The organism is Nocardiopsis sp. NPDC049922, from assembly GCF_040660275.1.
GTDB lineage: Bacteria > Actinomycetota > Actinomycetes > Streptosporangiales > Streptosporangiaceae > Nocardiopsis.
The window spans coordinates 111,394-130,369 of the sequence record NZ_JBFAME010000014.1 but is presented as its reverse complement, the minus strand read 5'-3'; the positions used below and the strand labels follow the sequence as shown (position 1 = coordinate 130,369).

The following is an 18,976-nucleotide window of genomic DNA, read 5'->3' as shown; positions in this document are numbered from 1 at the left end:
CCGGGTCGCGCCCGCGGGAGGTCTCGCCTCGCCGCGCCGACCGGATGGGGGAACCGGCCACGCACGGAACGTCACGTCGTGGACACCGTCCAGGCGACCACGGTAGACCCAGGTGACACGACCGCGTCAATATCCCTGACGGGTACATCACCGTGTGGCCGCTGGTCACGTTCTTACTAAGGTAAGCGCGATCATCCCCGGGCGGGGGCTGAGCGGTCAACTCCTCCCCCACCTTTCACGAAAATCACGCATACACCAGCAGCCCGAATGCCAACAGCACGTATGGAGGACCTGAAATGGACACCACGGCGAACGGTCGCCCGGGCGGCGCGGGACCGATGATCGGCGGGGCTCCGTTCGGCGAGCCGGAGATCGACCCCACCGCGTGGGTCGCCCCCGGCGCGGTCGTCGTCGGCCGCGTCCGGCTCGGCGCCGAGAGCAGTGTCTGGTACGGATCGGTCCTGCGCGCCGACACCGAGGACATCGTGGTCGGCCGAAGGGTGAACATCCAGGACCAGTGCGGGATGCACTCCGACCCCGGCCAGCCCGCGATCCTGCACGACGACGTCAGCCTGGGCCACAGGGCGATGGTGCACGGGGCGGTCGTCGAGGAGGGCGCGCTCATCGGGATCGGCGCGATCGTCCTCGGCGGCGCGCGTGTCGGCAGGGGCGCGCTCGTCGCCGCCGGCTCCCTGGTTCCCCCCGGCAAGACGGTGCCCCCGGACACGCTGTGGGCGGGCGTGCCGGGCAGGGCCGTCCGGGAGCTGAACGACGACGACCGGAGCGTCCTGGCGCACACCCCGACCGCGTACGCGGGCTACGCCGTCCAGCACCGGGACGTCACCTGGCGCTGACCGCCCGAACCGACGAAAGTACCGGTCGGTGGCACGGGAGGGGCGGATGCCGTTCCGCCCCTGACTAGACCGGGTGACCCGGACACTGGTCCGCACGGGTCATGCGCGGCCGACCGCGCCCCGCGTAGCCTGGGGGATCCCACGCCCCGTGGCCAGGGTCCGTCGCGCCCGCGCCACGCCGGACCGGAAGCGGGCGTCCCCTCACCCACCCCGCGGCACCGCTGTCATCCGGGAGGTGTGCGCACGTGGACCACGACCCCGGCGCCCGCCCGCGCGACGCCCTCCACCTCCACGACCACGTCGCGCTGGACGAGATCGAGCTGTACGCCGAGGTGCTCATCGCCGTGGCCGACGCGGACGGACCGCTCAGTCCGGTCGAGATCGACCGCGCGCTCGGCGTGGTCCGCCCCACCGGATCCCCGGCCGCACCCGACCCCGCCCGACCGTCGCCGCCCGCCGGTCCGGTCGAGGCGCGGCCACCGGACACGAACGCTCCCCCACCACCCGGTTCCCGCCCCGGCGACGGTCGGCCGCCGCCGGCCACGGACCCCCTCCTCCCGGGGCCGCGTCTGCTGCCCGACTCACCGCAGCCGCCCGCGCCGACCCCCGTGTCCGGAGCGGTGACGCTCCCCCATCCCTTCGTGCCGCCGCGCACCGGCCCGTTCACGCCGCGCGGATCCCGGACGGCGCTCCAGCGCCTCTGGTCGGGCTGACCGGGGCCGGGACCGGTGCACCCGTCGCGGCGGAGCGGGACACGCTCACCGGGGCAGGACGGCCCGCAGCAGGAAGCCCCCGTCTCCGGTCCGCGACGCCGACAGGGAGCCGCCGCCCGCCGCGACCCGCTCGGACAGCCCGGCCAGACCGTTGCCCGAGGCCGCCTCCCGCCGCTCGCCGGACCGCGCGCGGTCGTTGGCCACCTCCACCACCAGCGCCTCCGGTCCCACGCTGGCGTCCGTGGTCCGGGTGAACACGATCCGGCACCGGGTGGCGTCGCTGTGCCGCAGCACGTTGGTCGCGCCCTCGCGCACCACCCACGCGGCCAGCGCCGCCGACCCGGGTGAGGGGTCCACGCCGTCCAGTCCCGTGACCGTGACCTCGGTCCGGTTGGCGCGCAGGACCGCGCTCACGGACTCCACCTCCTCGGCCAGGCTGATCTCCCGGTAACCGCTGACCGCCGCGCGCACCTGCGCGAGCGACGTGCGCGCCAGCGCCCGCACCTCGGCGATCTCCGTGGCCGCCCGTTCGCGGTCCCGCTCGGCGAGCCGCGAGGCCAGCTCCGCCTTGACCGCGAGCGCCGACAGGCTGTGCCCCAGCAGGTCGTGCATGTCCCGGGAGAACCGCAACCGCTCCTCCGTCACCGCCAACCGGGCCCGCGCCCGCTGTCCGGCCACCGCGTCGTTCACGATCTCCCAGAGCCACACGCAGGTCAGCATCCCGACGCACAGCATGAGCGCGTACGCGATCCCCAGCACCCACGTCACGAGGAACGGGACGATCTGGACGTCCGCCTGGGTGAACGGGATGAGCAGCCACGGGAGGGCCAGGGCCAGCGCACTGACCGCCAGCCCCCTGCGGCGCGAGGCGACGAACACGGCGATCGACCACCACAGCGCGAGCAGGATCACGCGGTGGAGGGGCGACTGGACCGCCGCGCAGCACAGCACGATCAGGACCACCGCCCCCCAGTACGGGCCGGGGGCGGGCACGCGTCTCCCGTCCAGCCTGCCCAGGAAGAGGACGTGGAGCAGGGCGACCGCCCCGGTCGCGAGGGGCAGGGCGAGGAGGGAGGGCCACAGGGCGACCCCCGCCACGGACGCCGACGCCAGGTCCATGAGCGCGAAGGAGACGAACATGGCGTCGACGATGAACATCGACGCCACGAGTGCCCGCCGGGCGACCCGGACCCTCCGGTCGGCTCCCGTGTCCTCGGCGTCCTCGCCCCGGCCCGTGTCGAGTCCGTCGGTCACCGCGGTCCCCTCTCCGTCAGGGCGGTCTCCCCGGCCTCCGCCGCCCGCCTCCCCACGGGCAGCACCGCCCGTACCAGGAAACCCCCGTCCCCGGTCCGCGACGCCGACAGGGAGCCGCCGCCCGCCGCGACCCGCTCGGACAGCCCGGCCAGGCCGTTGCCGAAGACCGTCCGGTCCCTGGACGCGCCTCCCGCCCGGTCGTTGGCCACCTCCACCACGAGCGTCTCCGCCCCCGCGCCGGGGTCGCTGGTCGACGTGAAGCCGATCCGGCACCGGGTGGCGTCGCTGTGCCGCAGCACGTTGGTCACCGACTCGCGCACCACCCACGCGGCCAGCGTCTGCGTGTCCCGGGGCAGGCTCAGCCCGTCCAGTCCGGTGACGACGGTCTCGGTGCGGTCGGCGCGCAACAGGGCGGTCGCCGACTCCACCTCGTCCGCCAGGCGCACCTCGCGGTACCCGCTCACGGCGGACCGCACCTGCTGGAGGGAGGTGCGGGCCAGCGCCTGGACCTCCGCCATCTCGGCCGCGGCCCGCTCCGGGGCGGCCTCCAGCAGGCGCCCGGCCAGTTCGGACTTGACCGCGAGCGCCGACAGGCTGTGCCCCAGCAGATCGTGCATGTCCCGGGAGAACCGCAACCGCTCCTCCGTCACCGCCAACCGGGCCCGCGCCCGCTGGCCCTCCACCGCGTCGCTGGTGGCGTCCCACAGCCACACGCAGGCGGCGGAGGCGCCCGCCAACAGCAGCGCCTGGCCGAACGCGACGACCCACATCACCGCGAACCACGGTACGGAGAGCTCCTCGGGGGACAGGGGCAGGTACAGCCAGGTCACGACGACCAGGGCGGCGGACACCCAGGCCGTGCGCCGGGTCGGGGCGGTGAACACGGCCAGCCCCCACCAGATGGCGACCGTGAGCAGGGCGAACAGCGCGGTCGCCATCAGCGCGTACGAGGCCAGGGTCAGCCCGAGCGACCCCCAGTAGAGCCACGGGTCCGCGTTCCGCCGCGTGTTGATCCGCCGCCAGACGATGACGCAGAGGATCGCGGCCGCGGGCACGGCGGGGACCAGGCACAGAGCGGGCGGCCAGGGGGGCGGGTGCTCCAGCTCGGCACGGATCACGAGATCGAGCATCGGCCAGATGAGCACTCCGGACACACCGCTGAGGACCATCACCAGGATGACGAGCCGCGCCGCCCTGAGCTTGAACCCGTAGTGCCCGTCCGCGCCGTGGGCTCCCCTCACGTCGCCGCCCACCCTGCCTCCCCACCTCCGGTGACGGCCCGACACCCGCCGGGCCCCTTCGAGTATCGGGGGTCCGCACCGCCCCCTCCGCACACGCGCGAGGGCGCGGAGGAGGGGGTGCCCCCACCGCGCCGCCCCGCTCGCGGACCGGACTCACGGCTGGCGGGGGTCCCAGCGGAACACTCGCGTGACCAACAGGGACAGCAGCACCATCCAGGCCAGCATCACGCCCACCTCGGGCAGCGCCCCCGCCCACAGACCGAGGTAGCCCGGAACCTCGGCGCCCGCGTATCCACCGAACACGTCGTACCCGGTGTAGGCGGCCTGGGCGAGCTGAACCGTGGGGGCCACCGGCAGCAGCTCGACCACCTGGCGCACGCCCTCGGGCAGGAAGTCCATCGGGAAGTACACGCCGCCCACGAGCAGGAGGCCCATCATCGGCAGGACCGACACCATCTGGGCGCTCTCGGCGTTGCGCACGTACGGCGTGAGGAGCAGGCCGACCAGGGTCATCACGGCCGCGTTCAGCGCCACGGCCACCGCCAGCATGAGCGGGTCGTCCGGGGTCTCGCCGAGCATGAGGGCGATCAGGCCCACCATGACGACCGCGACGACCAGCGAGAAGAAGACGATGATCGCGGTCGTCGCGCCGAAGATCACCAGCGGGGGCACGCCGCTCACCCGCAGCCGCTTGAGCACGAGGGACTCGCGGCGGGCGGTGAAGACGTTGGAGGCGTGGCCGACGCCGACGAACACACCGGTGATGCCCATCACTCCGGCCATGGACAGTTCGGCCGAGCTGACGCCGTCCAGCACCTCGGACGCGGGCATCTGGGAGGTGAGGAACAGGAACAGCAGCGGCATCGACAGGATCCACCAGGCGGTCTTGTACCGCACGAACAGGGTGAACTCGGTGCGACTCAGCCTCAGCGTCCGCCGGGCCCAGCTGAGAGAGGGTCGGGTGGTCGACGCCGACGCGGTGGTCGCGGTGGTGGGGCTCACGGTGGCTCCTCGGGTGGAAGGCGCCGGGGGCGGCGCGGGGTTCGTCAGGGATGGGGCGGGGTCAGACCAGGTCGGCGGCGCCGTCGGCGACACTGAGGAAGACGTCCTCCAGGGAGGCGCCCCGGACCTGGAGGTGGCGCAGGGTCGTCCCGCGCCCACCGGCCCAGGCGAGCAGGGCCGCGACCGCGTGGTGGGCCCGGTCCGCCACGTCGCCGCCGCGCACCGTGTACGTCGCCCAGAGAGCCTGGCCCCGGGTCTCCACGGCCAGGTCGGCGCCCTCCAGTTCGGGCAGGTCGTCGGTGCTGACGTCCTCCGGGACGGCGAAGGCCACCCGGTCGCCCCAGCCCTCCAGCACACCCGCCAACGTGCCCTCGACGCGCACCTCGCCGCGGTGCATGATCGCCAACCGGTCGGCGAGCCGCTCGGCCTCCTCCAGATAGTGCGTGGTCAGCAGGATCGCCACGCCGTCCTTCTTCAGCTCGGAGACGATCCGCCAGGTCTCGATCCGCGCCTCGGGGTCCATGCCCGTCGTCGGCTCGTCGAGGTAGAGCACCTCGGGGGTGGTCACCAGGGCCAGGGCGAGGTCCAAGCGCCGCTTCTGGCCGCCGGACAGTTGGCGGACGGCGACCGCGCGCTTGTCGGTGAGGCTCACCATGTCCAGGACCTCCTCGGTGCCGCGCGGCTGGGCGGCGAGGTCACGGGCGAGGTCGACGGTCTCCCGGACGGTCAGGTCCTCCATCAGTCCGCTGCCCTGGAGGACGGCGTTGGTGCGCTCGCGGATCGCGGCGGGCTGGCCGTAGGGGTCCTCGCCGAACACCCGGACGGTTCCGGAGCTGGGGCGGCGGAAGCCCTCCAGCGTCTCGATGGTCGTGGTCTTGCCCGCGCCGTTGGTTCCGAGGAGGGCGAACAGCTCGCCGGGGTGGATCTCGAAGGAGACGCCCCTGACCGCCTCGAAGTCGCCGTAGCGCTGCCGGAGGTCGCGGACCGCCACGACGGGTCCGTCAGCGGTCGACCGGGCTTCGGTGGCTGCGATGTGCGCTGTCGTCGTCATGTCCACCATGCTCGCGAAACGCCTTCACACCGACCAGACACCGTTGTCACCGCCTCGCCGTGCCGAACCACCCGGCGGCGGCACTGACAAATGTCATGCCGACGTCGCGTTCCGGGGCTCGCGTCCCTCCCAGAACGGGACCACGACGGGGCACGGCCGGTCTACGGGTCGGCCAGGCGGGCCTGCTCCGCGAGCAGGTGGTCCAGATCGTCCCAGCTGGGGGCCTCGATCCGGTTCACCATGCCGCGCGAACGCTGGTCGTCGGTGAGCTCGGGCAGACACAACTGACGCTGGGCCACCAGGCCGCCGTCGTGCGCGCTGATGACCCACCGTCCACGGATGGCCGCGGCGACGCGTGCCTTGGCTCCGGAGCGCTGGTGTCGCGTCACGGCGCCTCCCGTCGCGGTCCGGGGATCATGGCCGAGCACAGCATGTCGGTGGCGGCCTCCACGTCGCCGGACTCCAGCGCTGCCTCGATCGCGATCGCCACGGCGACCGCGTTCGCCTGGGTGATCACCATGCGGACCGCCCCGGCTTCGGGCGTCGTCCCGCCCGGCACCACAAGCGCGGACCGGATGGTGTCGAGGAAGTCCTCGACGGCGAAGTCCATCACCGGTCCCACCTCCCCCACCCGGGGGTGTGGCCGCCATCGTGACCGTAGGGCTTCCCACAGGGGTGCCCGCCCGGGCGGGCGTCACAGGTGTGGGAGGCGACCCAGCGGACGGCGTCGGCGCCGACTCCCTGTCCAGGAGCGCCAGCATCGATCTGATCAAGAGCATGATCACCGACTAGAGGTAGGCCGTCGTGTATTCATCCCGTGAGTTCCACAAGTCCAGCCACAGCGCTAACGAAGCCGCGTGCGTCGAGGTGTCGGAGGGCGCCGAAACGCTCATCCGCGACACCCAGAACAGGGCGGCCGGGCACCTTGGGTTCCCCAACGGGGAGTGGAGGGCAGTCCTCCAGGTGCTCCGCCGGGCGAGCTAGCCCGAACACGCGGAGGCCTCCGACCGTGCGGTCGGAGGCCTCCGCATGTTCATCCCGCGCCGAGTCCACCGAGCGGGAGGGGTCGCGACCAGCGTCCGAACGGCTACGGACGCGCCACCTCGTTCTGCGGATCGTCCAGCCACACGTGCTGTCCGTCCGGCGTGACCGTGAGGCCGAACCGCGTGTGCGCGGGACTCCCGAGTCCCCTCCACCACGCGTAGGCGGCCGCCAACTCGTCGAACAGTCGCCGTGGGCCGTGCTGGCGCACCGTGTACTCGCGCGGGCCCGGCTCTATCCGCCACGACGCCCAGGATGCGGCGTGGGGATCCATCAGATACACCGTGTACGAACCGCACTCGGGATCGTCGTCGTCGAACACCACGACGGAGGTCATCGCCGGAACACGCAGGCCCACGGCGAAGCTGGCGTCGAAACCGCCGACCGGTTCGTAGGGGTGCAGACCGGTGGTCAGCTCATCGCATTCGTGCTCGGGCAGCACCCGGTCCTCGACGGCTCCGTGCGGGGCACGTTGGGCACGGGTCCACATGAACGCCGCGTCCCCTCCGAAGTTCCCCTGAGCCGTCGTCCCATCGGAGCCGACGCGGAGACGGAGCAGGGTCCCGCTGTGGAAGGCCGTTCCGAACGGGGTGAGGACGATCCCGTCCGGACGTGTCTGTTCGACCCACGCGTAGGGGACGGTCCGCACGGCCGCGGTGGCCACGACACGATCGAACGGCGCGTTCTCCGGACACCCCTTCTCACCGTCGCCATGGACGACCTCCACCGGCCAACCGGCGCGCTCCAGGGCGGCGGCGGATCGCTCGGCCAGCACGGCGTCGATCTCGACCGTGGTGACGTTCTCGACGCCCACGACGGAGGCCAGCAGCGCCGCGTTGTACCCGGTCCCCGTACCGATCTCCAGCGTGCGCAGACCGGGCGAGAGATCCGCCGCGTCGAGCATCTGGGCGACGACCGTGGGCATGGAGGCCGTCGACGACACGTACCCGGATCCGGTGTCGTGCCCGTCGTCGAGTTGGACCGCGACCGGGGCGTCGGAGTAGCAGACCTCCAGCCACCGAACGGGATCGTCCTCGCGTCGGAAGGGGCGGGGGCGGCCGTCGGTGTCCCTGATCCAGACGGTGTCCGGGATGAACGCGTGGCGGGGCACCCTCTGGAAGGAGTCCCGCCACGCCGTGGGCATGCCCTGCGCGAGACGGGACCGGAGGGTCTGGGCGTCGGTCACTCGTCGTCCCGCTCGTGCTTTCCGCCGCCGCTCCCACCGTCGTTGGGAGTGGGCGGGGGCGGTGGCTTGTCCTTCTGACCGTCCCAGCGGGAGGGATCGTCGTGCTTCCCCACAGGCACCTCCAGGGGATGGGGAACAGGTCACGGCAACGGTAACCCCGGGCATCCGCCCTGTCACAGGAATGGCCGCATGCGGACTGGAGGGCGTCGGGTAACGACACGCGGGGCCGGTGCCGACCCGCTGGTCGGCACCGGCCCCGCGCTGGGTCCGGAGGGGATCAGGCCTCCGCGGGCGCCTTCTCACCCTCGGCCGGGCTCTCGCCCTTGACCGAGCGCAGCAGCAGCTGGGAGACGTCCACGACCTCCAGCGACTCCTTGGCCTCGCCCTGCGACTTCTTCTCGTTGATCGCGTCGCCGAGCATGACCTGGCAGAACGGGCACGCGGTGGAGACGGTGTCGGGGTTGGTCGTCAGCGCCTCGTCCACCCGCTCGGTGTTGATGCGCTTGCCGATCCGCTCCTCCATCCACATGCGGGCGCCGCCGGCGCCGCAGCAGAAGCCCCGCTCCTTGTGGCGGTGCATCTCCTGCGTCTTGACGCCCGGGACCTTCGCCATGATGTCGCGCGGCGGCGTGTAGACCTTGTTGTGGCGGCCGAGGAAGCAGGGGTCGTGGTACGTGATGTTCTCGTCCACGCTCTGGACCGGCGTCAGCCTGCCCTCGTCCACCAGCTTGGCCAGGAGCTGGCTGTGGTGGACGACCTCGTACGTGCCGCCGAGCTGCGGGTACTCGTTGGCGAGCGTGTTGAAGCAGTGCGGGCAGCTGGCCACGATCTTGGTGACGCCCGCCTCGTTCAGCGTCTCCACGTTCTGCTGGGCGAGCATCTGGAAGACGTACTCCATGCCCAGGCGGCGCGCGGGGTCACCGGTGCACGCCTCCATCCCGCCGAGCACGGCGAACTTGACGCCCGCGATGTCCAGCAGTTCGGCGATGGCCTTGGTGGTCTTCTTGGCGCGGTCCTCCAGGGCGCCGGCGCAGCCGACCCAGAACAGGTACTCGGTGTCCGGCGACAGCTTGTCGTCGACGACCTCTACCTCGACCGGGTTCTCCCGCTCGGCGAGCTCCTGGATCCAGTCCATCCTCCGGTCCTCGGCCATGCCCCACGGGTTGGCCTTGTTCTCGAGGTTCTTCAGGAGGGTGTTGGCCTCGGACGGGAAGTTGGACTCGACCATGACCTGGTAGCGGCGCATGTCGAGGATGTGGTCGATGTGCTCGATGTCGACCGGGCACTGCTCGACGCAGGCGCCGCAGTTGGTGCAGGCCCACAGCTCGTCGGGGTGGATGACGCCACCCTCCTCCTCGGTGCCGACCAGCGGCTTGTTGAGGAGCGCGAGGACGTCGACGCCCGCGTGGCTCTCGTCGGGCTTCTCGGCGAGCGTCTCCGCCGTGATGCCCTGGAGCAGGTACGGGGCCTTCTCGTAGGCGTGCTGCTGGAGGTCGAGGATGACCTTCTTCGGCGACAGCGGCTTGCCGGTGTTCCAGGCGGGGCACTGGGACTGGCACCGGCCGCACTCGGTGCAGCTGGAGAAGTCGAGCAGGCCCTTCCAGGTGAAGTCCTCGATCTTGCCCGCGCCGAACGGGTCCTCGTCGGGGTCGGCCTCCTCGAAGTCGAGGGGCTTGACGCCGCTCTTGTCCATCATCTGCTTGGCGGCGCCGTGCGACGGCGAGCCGTCGGCCTTGCGCTTGAAGTAGATGTTGACCGGCGCGAGGAAACGGTGCCAGCCGACGCCCATGGTGAGGTTGACCGCCAGGACGACGAAGAACGCGTAGCTGATGATCAGCTTGAACGCGGCCACGAGGGCGATGGCGGGATCGGCGACGGCGGCCTCACCGGGCAGGACGGCGCCGACCGCGTGCGAGATCGGGGTGGCCCAGACCGGGAACGGGAAGTCGCCCGCGGCGACCTTGAAGCCGCGGATCGCGAAGATCGCCAGCAGCAGGCCGATGATGTAGGCCTCGACGTAGTACGCCGTCCAGTGCTTGGAGTTCATGAAGCGGGACTCGCGGCCGATCCGCTTCGGGCTGTACAGCAGGCGGTAGCCGGTCAGGCCGAGGATCCCGACGAGGCTCGCGCCCGCGATGATCTCGATGGCCAGGCCGTAGACCGTCCAGTCGTGGATGAGCGGCAGGTGGAAGTGCGGATCGAAGACCTCGCCCTGGGCCTCGATGACGGTGAACACCAGCAGCGGGAAGGAGACCATCACGAACCAGTGGGCCACACCGACCCACGGCCGTTTGAGCATCCTCGTGTGCCCGACGATCTCGATGAGCGTCATCGTGAGCCGCTGCCCGAACGGCCCCTTGCGCTCCGGCTCCACCGGACGGCCGATGCCCACGGTCCGCACGATCTGGCGAAGGGCCAGGGCGAACACGGTGAACGCGACCACGGCGAAGACCGAGGTGATGATGCCCAGTGTCAGGTACAGCATCGCCCGTGGCCTCCCATCCTGCTGTGTCGTCCGGTGCGCCACACACCGGCGGTCGAGACTTATGTTACTAGCGAGTAATAGCCCGGCCGCCACCGACCCGCCCCCGCCACGGGGGCCGTCGGCGGCATCCGCGCCACCTCCCGGGTTCGGGGCCGGGCTGCGGGACCCGAACCCCTTCCGCACTCCGACGCCGCTGGGCGCCGACACCACGGAACCACGTGGACGCGCCGCGGACGACCGCGAACACACCACGCACACCTTTATGTGTAGCTGACATCCACCACAGGAGGCCACGGCGGGGCATCCGTGACGCGACCCGTTCTCCCGTGCGCCGCCCTCAGGGGTTCCCCTGGGTCGGAGTCAAGGATCCCCCCGACTTGGCCCGGGTTTGCGCCATTTCCTCCGTGAAGTCCCCCCATCCGGGAACACCAGGCCTGGGTCGGCCGTTGTCCGTGCGTAGGCATCACCTTGAGTCGGGTCCACTCAACTGATTTGACAGCGAACACCTGACGAAGCAAACTTACGTCTGAACGACTCAATCTTGACGGAGGTAGCAACCATGGCTCGTGCGGTCGGAATCGACCTCGGTACGACGAACTCGTGCGTCGCTGTCCTGGAGGGCGGCGAGCCCACGGTCATCGCCAACGCCGAGGGCTCCCGCACCACCCCCTCCGTCGTCGCCTTCGCCAAGAACGGTGAGGTCCTCGTCGGTGAGGTGGCCAAGCGCCAGGCGGTCACCAACGTCGACCGCACCATCCGCTCGGTCAAGCGCCACATCGGCACCGACTGGACGGTGAAGATCGACGACAAGACCTTCAACCCGCAGCAGATCAGCGCCTTCATCCTCCAGAAGCTCAAGCGCGACGCCGAGGCCTACCTCGGCGAGGACGTCACCGACGCGGTCATCACCGTGCCCGCCTACTTCAGCGACGCCCAGCGCCAGGCCACCAAGGAGGCCGGCACGATCGCGGGCCTGAACGTCCTGCGGATCATCAACGAGCCGACCTCGGCCGCCCTCGCCTACCACCTGGAGAAGGAGGACGAGGCGACGATCCTCGTCTACGACCTCGGTGGCGGCACCTTCGACGTCTCCCTCCTGGAGGTCGGTGACGGCGTCGTGGAGGTCAAGGCGACCAACGGCGACAACCACCTCGGCGGCGACGACTGGGACCAGGCGGTCGTCGACTGGCTGGTCGAGCGGTTCAAGAACGCCAACGGCGTGGACCTGTCCAAGGACAAGATGGCCCTCCAGCGCCTGCGCGAGGCCGCGGAGAAGGCCAAGATCGAGCTCTCCAGCTCCAGCGAGTCGGTCATCAACCTGCCCTACATCACGGCCTCGGCCGAGGGCCCGCTGCACCTGGACGAGAAGCTCAGCCGCGCCGAGTTCCAGCGCCTGACCTCCGACCTGGTCGAGCGGACCAAGACGCCGTTCCAGCAGGTCATGAAGGACGCCGGGATCCAGCTCAGCGGCATCGACCACGTGGTCCTGGTCGGCGGCTCCACCCGTATGCCCGCCATCGCGGACCTGGTCAAGGAGATGACCGGCGGCAAGGAGCCCAACAAGGGCGTCAACCCGGACGAGGTCGTGGCCGTCGGCGCCGCGCTCCAGGCCGGTGTGCTCAAGGGCGAGGTCAAGGACGTCCTGCTGCTGGACGTCACCCCGCTGTCGCTGGGCATCGAGACCAAGGGCGGCGTGTTCACCAAGCTCATCGAGCGCAACACGACCATCCCGACCAAGCGCTCGGAGATCTTCACGACGGCCGACGACAACCAGCCGTCCGTGCAGATCCAGGTCTACCAGGGCGAGCGCGACATCGCCCAGTACAACAAGAAGCTGGGCGTCTTCGACCTGACCGGTCTGCCCCCGGCGCCGCGCGGCGTCCCGCAGATCGAGGTCGCCTTCGACATCGACGCCAACGGCATCGTCAGCGTCACCGCGAAGGACCTGGGCACCGGCAAGGAGCAGTCGGTCACCATCTCCGGCGGTTCGGCGATGTCCAAGGACGACATCGACAAGATGGTCCGCGAGGCCGAGCAGTACGCCGAGGAGGACCGCAAGCGCCGCGAGGAGGCCGAGGTCCGCAACAACGCCGAGTCCCTCGTCTACCAGACCGAGAAGGTCATCAAGGACAACGAGGACAAGATCCCGGCGGACGTGCGCTCCGAGACCGAGTCGGCCGTCGCCGAGCTGAAGACCGCCCTGGAGGGCACGGACGTCGAGGCGATCCGCTCCGCGAGCGAGAAGGTCGCCCTGGCCAGCCAGAAGATCGGTTCCGCGATCTACAGCCAGAGCCAGGAGGGCGCCCCGGCCGACGCCGGGCAGACCTCGTCCGACGCCGACGACGCCGACGTCGTGGACGCCGAGATCGTCGACGAGGACAACGGCAAGGGCACCCAGTCCTGACGCCGAGGCCGACGGACGAGTCGAGGAAGGAGGGCGCGTCACAGATGGCGCAGTCGGACAAGACCAACGGCTCCGGCGACGGTGAGGAGCACCAGGGACCGGTGATCCGCGACAACCGCCGGATCGACCCGGAGACCGGCGAGGTCCGCGACCCCAAGGCGGCCGAGACCGCCGCGGAGGCGGACGGGACCGCCGGGGCCGAGGAGACCATCGAGGTTCCCGACACCCCGGAGACCGTGGTGACCGAGGCGATCAACGCGGACGAGCGGGTCGTCGAGCTCACCAACGACATCAAGCGGGTGCAGGCCGAGTACGCGAACTACCGCAAGCGCGTCGAGCGCGACCGCGTGGCCGTCCGCGAGGTGGCCACCGCCCAGGTCGTCGGCGAACTGCTGCCGATCCTGGACGACATCGGGCGCGCCCGTGAGCACGACGAGCTCACGGGGGGCTTCAAGGCGGTCGGCGAGGCCCTGGAGTCCGTGGCGACCAAGCTCGGCCTGGAGCGCTACGCCGAGGCGGGCGAGGAGTTCGACCCGAACCTCCACGAGGCGCTCACCCTGGTCCCGGCACCCGACGTCTCCGTCCAGACGGTGATCGAGGTGTTCCAACCGGGGTACCGCATCGGTGAGAGGATCCTCCGACCGGCCCGCGTGGTCGTCGGGGACCCCGTCGAGGGCGCCGCGGCCGGGTCGGACGAGACCGGCGGCTCCGCGAACGGCGACGCCGCCGCCTCCTCCGACGGGGGCGAGGAGACGGACGGCGGGTAACGGGTTCGCCCGTGGTTCCGCTCCGGTCGTGTCCGCCGTGTGGACGGTGGGCATGACCGGAGGAACCGGGGGCGCGGTCCGTGGACGCTGCTCGTCGCGCTGCGGAGCACGTGTCCGCGGACCACGCCCCGACCCCGGTTCCGCCCGGAGGCGGGGCACGTGTAAGCATCGGACGCAACCGGCACCAGCGGGAGAAGGCACCAGTCGATGAGCACCAAGGACTACCTGGAGAAGGACTACTACAAGGTCCTCGGAGTCTCAAAGACCGCCTCGAAGGACGAGATCAAGCAGTCCTACCGCAAGCTCGCCCGGGAGAACCACCCCGACGCGAACACGGGCGACGCCAAGGCCGAGGAACGCTTCAAGGAGATCTCCGAGGCGTACAACGTCCTGTCGGACGAGAAGCGGCGCAAGGAGTACGACGAGGCGCGCTCGCTGTTCGGCGGGTCCTACCGCCCCGGCGGCGGCACCGGGCCCGGCGGGTTCGACATGGGCGACCTGTTCGGCCAGGGGCCCGGGCCCGGCGGAGCATCCGGCGGCGAACGGCTGAGCGACCTGTTCGGCGGCCTGTTCGGCGGCCGGGGACGCGGCGGCGCGGGCGGGCGCAGCAGGCGCGGCGCCGACGTCGAGACCGAGACCACACTGAGCTTCCGCGAGGCGGCCGAGGGCGTGACCCGCTCCTTCCGCCTGTCCAGCGACGCCCCGTGCCCCGCGTGCCGGGGCACGGGCGCCAAGGCGGGCACGGCCCCGCGGATGTGCCCGAAGTGCTCCGGCACCGGGCACGAGAACACCAACCTGGGCGGCTTCTCGCTGTCCGAGCCGTGCGGCGAGTGCAAGGGGCGCGGCCTGGTCGTCGACGACCCCTGCGACGAGTGCCACGGCAGCGGACGCGGCAAGAGCACCCGCACCATCCAGACGCGGATCCCCGGCGGCGTGACCGACGGCCAGCGGATCCGGATCAAGGGCAAGGGCGCCCCGGGCGAGCACGGCGGCCCGGCGGGCGACCTGTACGTCGTCGTCCACGTGAAGGAGCACGCGGTGTTCGGTAGGAGCGGCGACAACATCACCATCACCGTGCCGGTGACCTTCCCCGAGGCCGTCCTCGGCGCGGAGGTGCGCGTCCCGACGCTCAACGGGTTCCCGGTGACCGTGAAGGTCCCGCCGGGCACCCCGAACGGGCGCACCCTGCGCGTCCGCGGCAAGGGGGCCAAGCGCAAGGACGGCACCACGGGCGACCTGCTCGTGACCATCGAGGTCACCGTTCCGACGAACGTCAGCGGCGACGCGCGTGAGGCGCTGGAGAAGTTCCGTGCCGCGACGACCGACCACGACCCGCGCGAGGGACTCGAGGCGCGGGCGAAGGGTGCGTGAACGACGTGAACGACTCCTTCGGCGCCTTCGGCGCTGACGCTCCGGTCTACGTGATCTCGGTGGCCGCGGAGCTGGCCGGGATGCACCCGCAGACCCTGCGGCAGTACGACCGGCTGGGGATCGTGTCACCGGGACGGGCCTCCGGTCGGGGACGGCGTTACTCCATGCGCGACGTGCAGCTCCTGCGCGAGGTGCAGCGCCTGTCGCAGGAGGAGGGCATCAACCTCGCCGGGATCAAGCGGATCCTGGAGCTCGAACACGAGGTCGAGCAGCTGCGCGAGCAGGTGTTCCACCTGGCCAACGAGCTGGAGGCGGCGCGGCGGGCGGTGGCCCGGCGCGGCCGCCCCGCCGAGGGCGGGGGCGCGCGCGGTGAGCTGGTGCGCCGCACGCGCGTGACGATCTTCAACACGGCCGAACGGCCGGAGGACGACAGGACCCGGGACTCCGGTTCCGGGCAGGGCGGTTCCCGACGGGACCGCGACGACGAGGAAGAGGACTGACGGGGCTCCGGAACGGCTGCACGGGGGCACGGTCGGCCATGGCAAGTCACCCTGGGTGACGCGACTGGTGAAAGGAGTCACCGGACGATGAACTACAAGCTCACGAAGAAGAGCCAGGAGGCCCTGTCGGTGGCCGTCCGGCGCGCGACCGCGGACGGAAGTCCGGAGGTGGATCCGCTCCACCTGTTGGCCGCGCTCCTGGACCAGGCCGAGGGGGTGACCCGCCCGCTGCTCAAGGAGGTGGGCGCCAACCCCGACACGCTCAAGGACCGGGTGGAGGCGGCGATCGACGCGCTGCCGAAGGCCGCCGGGTCGACGGTCAGCTCCCCGAACTCCTCCCGCCAGCTCATCGTGTCGATCAACACCGCGGCCAAGCGCGCCCAGCAGCTGGAGGACGAGTACGTCTCCACCGAGCACCTGCTGGTGGGGCTGGCCGCCGACGGCGGCGAGGCCAAGCGGCTGCTCACCGAGGTCGGCGCCACGCCGGAGGCGCTCCTGGACGCGTTCGAGCGGGTGCGCGGGTCGGCGAAGGTGACGTCGGAGAACCCCGAGGACACCTACCAGGCGCTGGAGAAGTTCGGCGTCGACCTGACCGAGCGGGCCCGCGAGGGCAAGGTGGACCCGGTGATCGGCCGCGACGGCGAGATCCGGCGGGTCATCCAGGTGCTCAGCCGCCGGACGAAGAACAACCCCGTCCTCATCGGCGAGCCCGGCGTGGGCAAGACCGCGGTCGTGGAGGGGCTGGCCCAGCGGATCGTGGCCGGTGACGTGCCGCAGTCGCTCGTGGGCAAGCGCCTGGTGAGCCTGGACCTGTCCGCGATGGTGGCCGGCGCCAAGTACCGGGGCGAGTTCGAGGAGCGGCTCAAGGCGGTGCTCTCGGAGATCAAGGAGTCCGAGGGCCAGATCATCACGTTCATCGACGAACTGCACACGATGGTCGGCGCCGGCGCGGCCGAGGGTGCCATGGACGCGGGCAACATGCTCAAGCCGATGTTGGCGCGCGGCGAGCTGCGGATGGTCGGCGCCACCACGCTGGACGAGTACCGGGAGCGGATCGAGAAGGACCCCGCCCTGGAGCGTCGGTTCCAGCAGGTCATGGTGGGTGAGCCGTCGGCGGCCGACACCATCGCGATCCTGCGCGGGCTCAAGGGCCGGTACGAGGCGCACCACAAGGTGCAGATCGCGGACGCCGCCCTGGTGGCCGCCGCGACCCTGTCCGACCGGTACATCACCGCGCGGTTCCTGCCCGACAAGGCGATCGACCTCATCGACGAGGCCGCCTCACGGCTGCGGATGGAGATCGACTCCAGCCCGGTGGAGATCGACGAGCTCCAGCGCACCGTCGACCGCCTCAAGATGGAGGAGTTGGCGCTGGCCAAGGAGTCGGACCAGGCGAGCATCCAGCGCCTGGAACGGCTGCGCGCGGACCTCGCCGACCGGCAGGAGCAGCTCAACGCGCTCGTCGCCCGGTGGGAGCAGGAGAAGGCGGGCCTCAACCGGGTCGGCGAGCTCAAGGGGCAGCTGGACGACCTGCGCACGCGCGCCGAGCTGGCCGAGCGCGAGGGCGACTTCGCCCAGGCGTCCCGGCTGATGTACGGGGACATCCCGGAGTTGGAGAAGCAGATCGAGGAGGCCTCCAGCGCGGAGGAGGAGGCCGCGAGCTCGGGCGTCGACACGATGGTCAAGGACGAGGTGGGCGCCGACGAGGTCGCCGACGTCGTCTCCTCGTGGACCGGCATCCCCGTCGGGCGGCTGATGGAGGGGGAGACCTCCAAGCTGCTGCGCATGGAGGAGGAGCTGGGTCGGCGTCTGATCGGGCAGAAGGACGCCGTGGCCGCGGTGTCGGACGCGGTGCGGCGCGCCCGCGCCGGGATCTCCGACCCGGACCGGCCCACGGGTTCGTTCCTGTTCCTCGGCCCGACCGGCGTCGGCAAGACCGAGCTGGCCAAGGCGCTGGCGGAGTTCCTGTTCGACGACGAGCGCGCGATCGTGCGCATCGACATGAGCGAGTACTCCGAGAAGCACTCGGTGTCGCGCCTGGTGGGCGCGCCCCCCGGGTACGTGGGGTACGAGGAGGGCGGTCAGCTGACCGAGGCGGTGCGCCGCCGCCCCTACACCGTGGTGCTGCTCGACGAGGTGGAGAAGGCGCACCTGGAGGTGTTCGACACGCTGCTCCAGGTGCTGGACGACGGTCGGCTGACCGACGGCCAGGGCCGTCACGTCGACTTCCGCAACACCATCCTCATCCTCACCTCGAACCTCGGGTCGCAGTTCCTCGTCGACCAGTCGCTGCCGGAGGAGCAGCGCAGGGACCGCGTGATGAGCGTGGTGCGGTCGACCTTCAAGCCGGAGTTCCTCAACCGGCTGGACGACGTGATCATGTTCGACGCGCTGTCCACGGAGGATCTGGCGCGGATCGTCGACCTCCAGGTGGACAAGCTGCGGCGGCGCCTGGCCGACCGCCGGGTGGAGCTGGACGTGACCGCCGGGGCCGGTGAGTGGCTCGCGCTGACGGGCTACGACCCGAACTACGGCGCGCGTCCGCTGCGCCGCCTGGTGCAGTCCTCGATCGGCGACCCGCTCGCCCGGGAGCTGCTGTCGGGCGGGCTGGCCGAGGGGGACAGGGTCGTCGTGGACGTCGACGACGGCGCGGACAAACTGCTCGTGACCCCGGTGCGGGCGGAGGAGCCCGTGGTCTGACCGACGCGGCGCGACCGACGCGGGGCCCGTCCTCCCGGGAGGGGGAGAAGGGGCCCCGCGTCGTGCTGACTTCCCTGGCGGGAGGCACGGTGATGGCATCGTTGTCGACGCACACATGACATCGAGGAGGGGAGCCAGGCGATGTCAAGGACGGTCATCGACGACGACGCCCTGTCGGCCGCTGCCGAGGAGTCCGGCACCAAGAGCACGGTGGAGACCGTGAACGAAGCACGTCGCGAGGTCGCCGCCCGGAGACGGTCGCACGAGTTCCTCGACCTCGTCGAGGGCATGGATCTCGACCTGGCCGAGCGGACGATGAAGGAAGCCTGGCGTTGACCCTCGGCCTCGTGGACACGTCGGCCTACGAGCTGGTGAAGCGGAGCCCGGAGGCCAAGGACGCGCCCCGG

At 71.3% G+C, this 18,976-nt stretch carries 17 protein-coding genes; 9 read left to right on the top strand and 8 right to left on the bottom strand.

The features are described 5' to 3' along the window. Positions 1-296 precede the first annotated feature (296 nt). Positions 297-854, top strand: a complete 558-nt coding sequence (locus AB0I72_RS22890) for a gamma carbonic anhydrase family protein (RefSeq protein ID WP_358571994.1) — start codon at positions 297-299, stop codon at positions 852-854. Positions 855-1,099: 245 nt separating this feature from the next. Further along, complete coding sequence (locus tag AB0I72_RS22885; protein ID WP_358571992.1) at positions 1,100-1,567, top strand: hypothetical protein; 468 nt, start codon at positions 1,100-1,102, stop codon at positions 1,565-1,567. Positions 1,568-1,612: 45 nt separating this feature from the next. On the opposite strand, the gene AB0I72_RS22880 is transcribed toward AB0I72_RS22885, so the two are convergent. From AB0I72_RS22880 to AB0I72_RS22855, 6 genes are all read right to left on the bottom strand, one after another. Beyond that, positions 1,613-2,821, bottom strand: a complete 1,209-nt coding sequence (locus tag AB0I72_RS22880) for a histidine kinase (RefSeq protein WP_358571990.1) — start codon at positions 2,819-2,821, stop codon at positions 1,613-1,615. Continuing rightward, a complete protein-coding gene (locus AB0I72_RS22875) occupies positions 2,818-4,062 on the bottom strand; it encodes a histidine kinase (protein ID WP_358571988.1) in 1,245 nt (414 codons plus the stop codon). The genes AB0I72_RS22880 and AB0I72_RS22875 overlap by 4 nt, the downstream gene beginning before the upstream one ends. Positions 4,063-4,215: 153 nt before the next feature. Next, a complete protein-coding gene (locus AB0I72_RS22870; RefSeq protein WP_358571987.1) occupies positions 4,216-5,064 on the bottom strand; it encodes an ABC transporter permease in 849 nt (282 codons plus the stop codon). Positions 5,065-5,125: 61 nt separating this feature from the next. Next, the gene (locus AB0I72_RS22865; RefSeq protein ID WP_358571986.1) at positions 5,126-6,115 is read right to left on the bottom strand and encodes an ABC transporter ATP-binding protein; all 990 of its coding nucleotides are present in this window, start codon (positions 6,113-6,115) and stop codon (positions 5,126-5,128) included. Positions 6,116-6,276: 161 nt separating this feature from the next. Then, positions 6,277-6,504 (bottom strand): hypothetical protein, encoded by a 228-nt coding sequence (locus AB0I72_RS22860; protein WP_358571985.1) that lies wholly within the window; start codon positions 6,502-6,504, stop codon positions 6,277-6,279. Next, positions 6,501-6,728: a hypothetical protein gene (locus AB0I72_RS22855; RefSeq protein WP_358571983.1), complete on the bottom strand. Its 228-nt coding sequence runs from the start codon at positions 6,726-6,728 to the stop codon at positions 6,501-6,503. The genes AB0I72_RS22860 and AB0I72_RS22855 overlap by 4 nt, the downstream gene beginning before the upstream one ends. A gap of 191 nt (positions 6,729-6,919) precedes the next feature. Between AB0I72_RS22855 and AB0I72_RS22850 the strand changes: the two genes are divergently transcribed. After that, entirely contained in the window at positions 6,920-7,099 is a 180-nt protein-coding gene (locus tag AB0I72_RS22850) for a DUF397 domain-containing protein (RefSeq protein ID WP_358571981.1), read from the top strand. A gap of 103 nt (positions 7,100-7,202) precedes the next feature. On the opposite strand, the gene AB0I72_RS22845 is transcribed toward AB0I72_RS22850, so the two are convergent. Together AB0I72_RS22845 and AB0I72_RS22840 are read right to left on the bottom strand one after the other, a co-directional pair. Next, the gene (locus AB0I72_RS22845) at positions 7,203-8,342 is read right to left on the bottom strand and encodes a methyltransferase domain-containing protein (RefSeq protein WP_358571979.1); all 1,140 of its coding nucleotides are present in this window, start codon (positions 8,340-8,342) and stop codon (positions 7,203-7,205) included. A gap of 277 nt (positions 8,343-8,619) precedes the next feature. After that, entirely contained in the window at positions 8,620-10,827 is a 2,208-nt protein-coding gene (locus tag AB0I72_RS22840) for a (Fe-S)-binding protein (protein WP_358571977.1), read from the bottom strand. A 559-nt stretch (positions 10,828-11,386) separates the two neighbouring features. Here AB0I72_RS22840 and dnaK point away from each other — a divergent pair. The 6 genes from dnaK (at position 11,387) to AB0I72_RS22810 (ending at position 18,905) form a co-directional block, all read left to right on the top strand. Then, positions 11,387-13,231 (top strand): molecular chaperone DnaK, encoded by a 1,845-nt coding sequence (dnaK, locus tag AB0I72_RS22835; protein ID WP_358571975.1) that lies wholly within the window; start codon positions 11,387-11,389, stop codon positions 13,229-13,231. 44 nt (positions 13,232-13,275) lie between these two features. Continuing rightward, on the top strand, positions 13,276-13,998 hold the full coding sequence (grpE, locus tag AB0I72_RS22830) for a nucleotide exchange factor GrpE (protein ID WP_358571973.1): 723 nt from the start codon (positions 13,276-13,278) through the stop codon (positions 13,996-13,998). Positions 13,999-14,205: 207 nt separating this feature from the next. Beyond that, positions 14,206-15,369, top strand: coding sequence for a molecular chaperone DnaJ (gene dnaJ, locus AB0I72_RS22825; RefSeq protein ID WP_358571971.1), 1,164 nt, complete (start codon positions 14,206-14,208; stop codon positions 15,367-15,369). After that, positions 15,366-15,869, top strand: coding sequence for a helix-turn-helix transcriptional regulator (locus AB0I72_RS22820; protein WP_358571969.1), 504 nt, complete (start codon positions 15,366-15,368; stop codon positions 15,867-15,869). The genes dnaJ and AB0I72_RS22820 overlap by 4 nt, the downstream gene beginning before the upstream one ends. A gap of 87 nt (positions 15,870-15,956) precedes the next feature. Continuing rightward, positions 15,957-18,569 (top strand): ATP-dependent chaperone ClpB, encoded by a 2,613-nt coding sequence (clpB, locus tag AB0I72_RS22815; protein ID WP_358571967.1) that lies wholly within the window; start codon positions 15,957-15,959, stop codon positions 18,567-18,569. Positions 18,570-18,710: 141 nt separating this feature from the next. Continuing rightward, positions 18,711-18,905 carry a hypothetical protein gene (locus AB0I72_RS22810; RefSeq protein WP_358571965.1) on the top strand — a complete coding sequence of 65 codons (195 nt, stop codon included), beginning with the start codon at positions 18,711-18,713 and terminating at the stop codon, positions 18,903-18,905. Positions 18,906-18,976 lie beyond the last annotated feature (71 nt).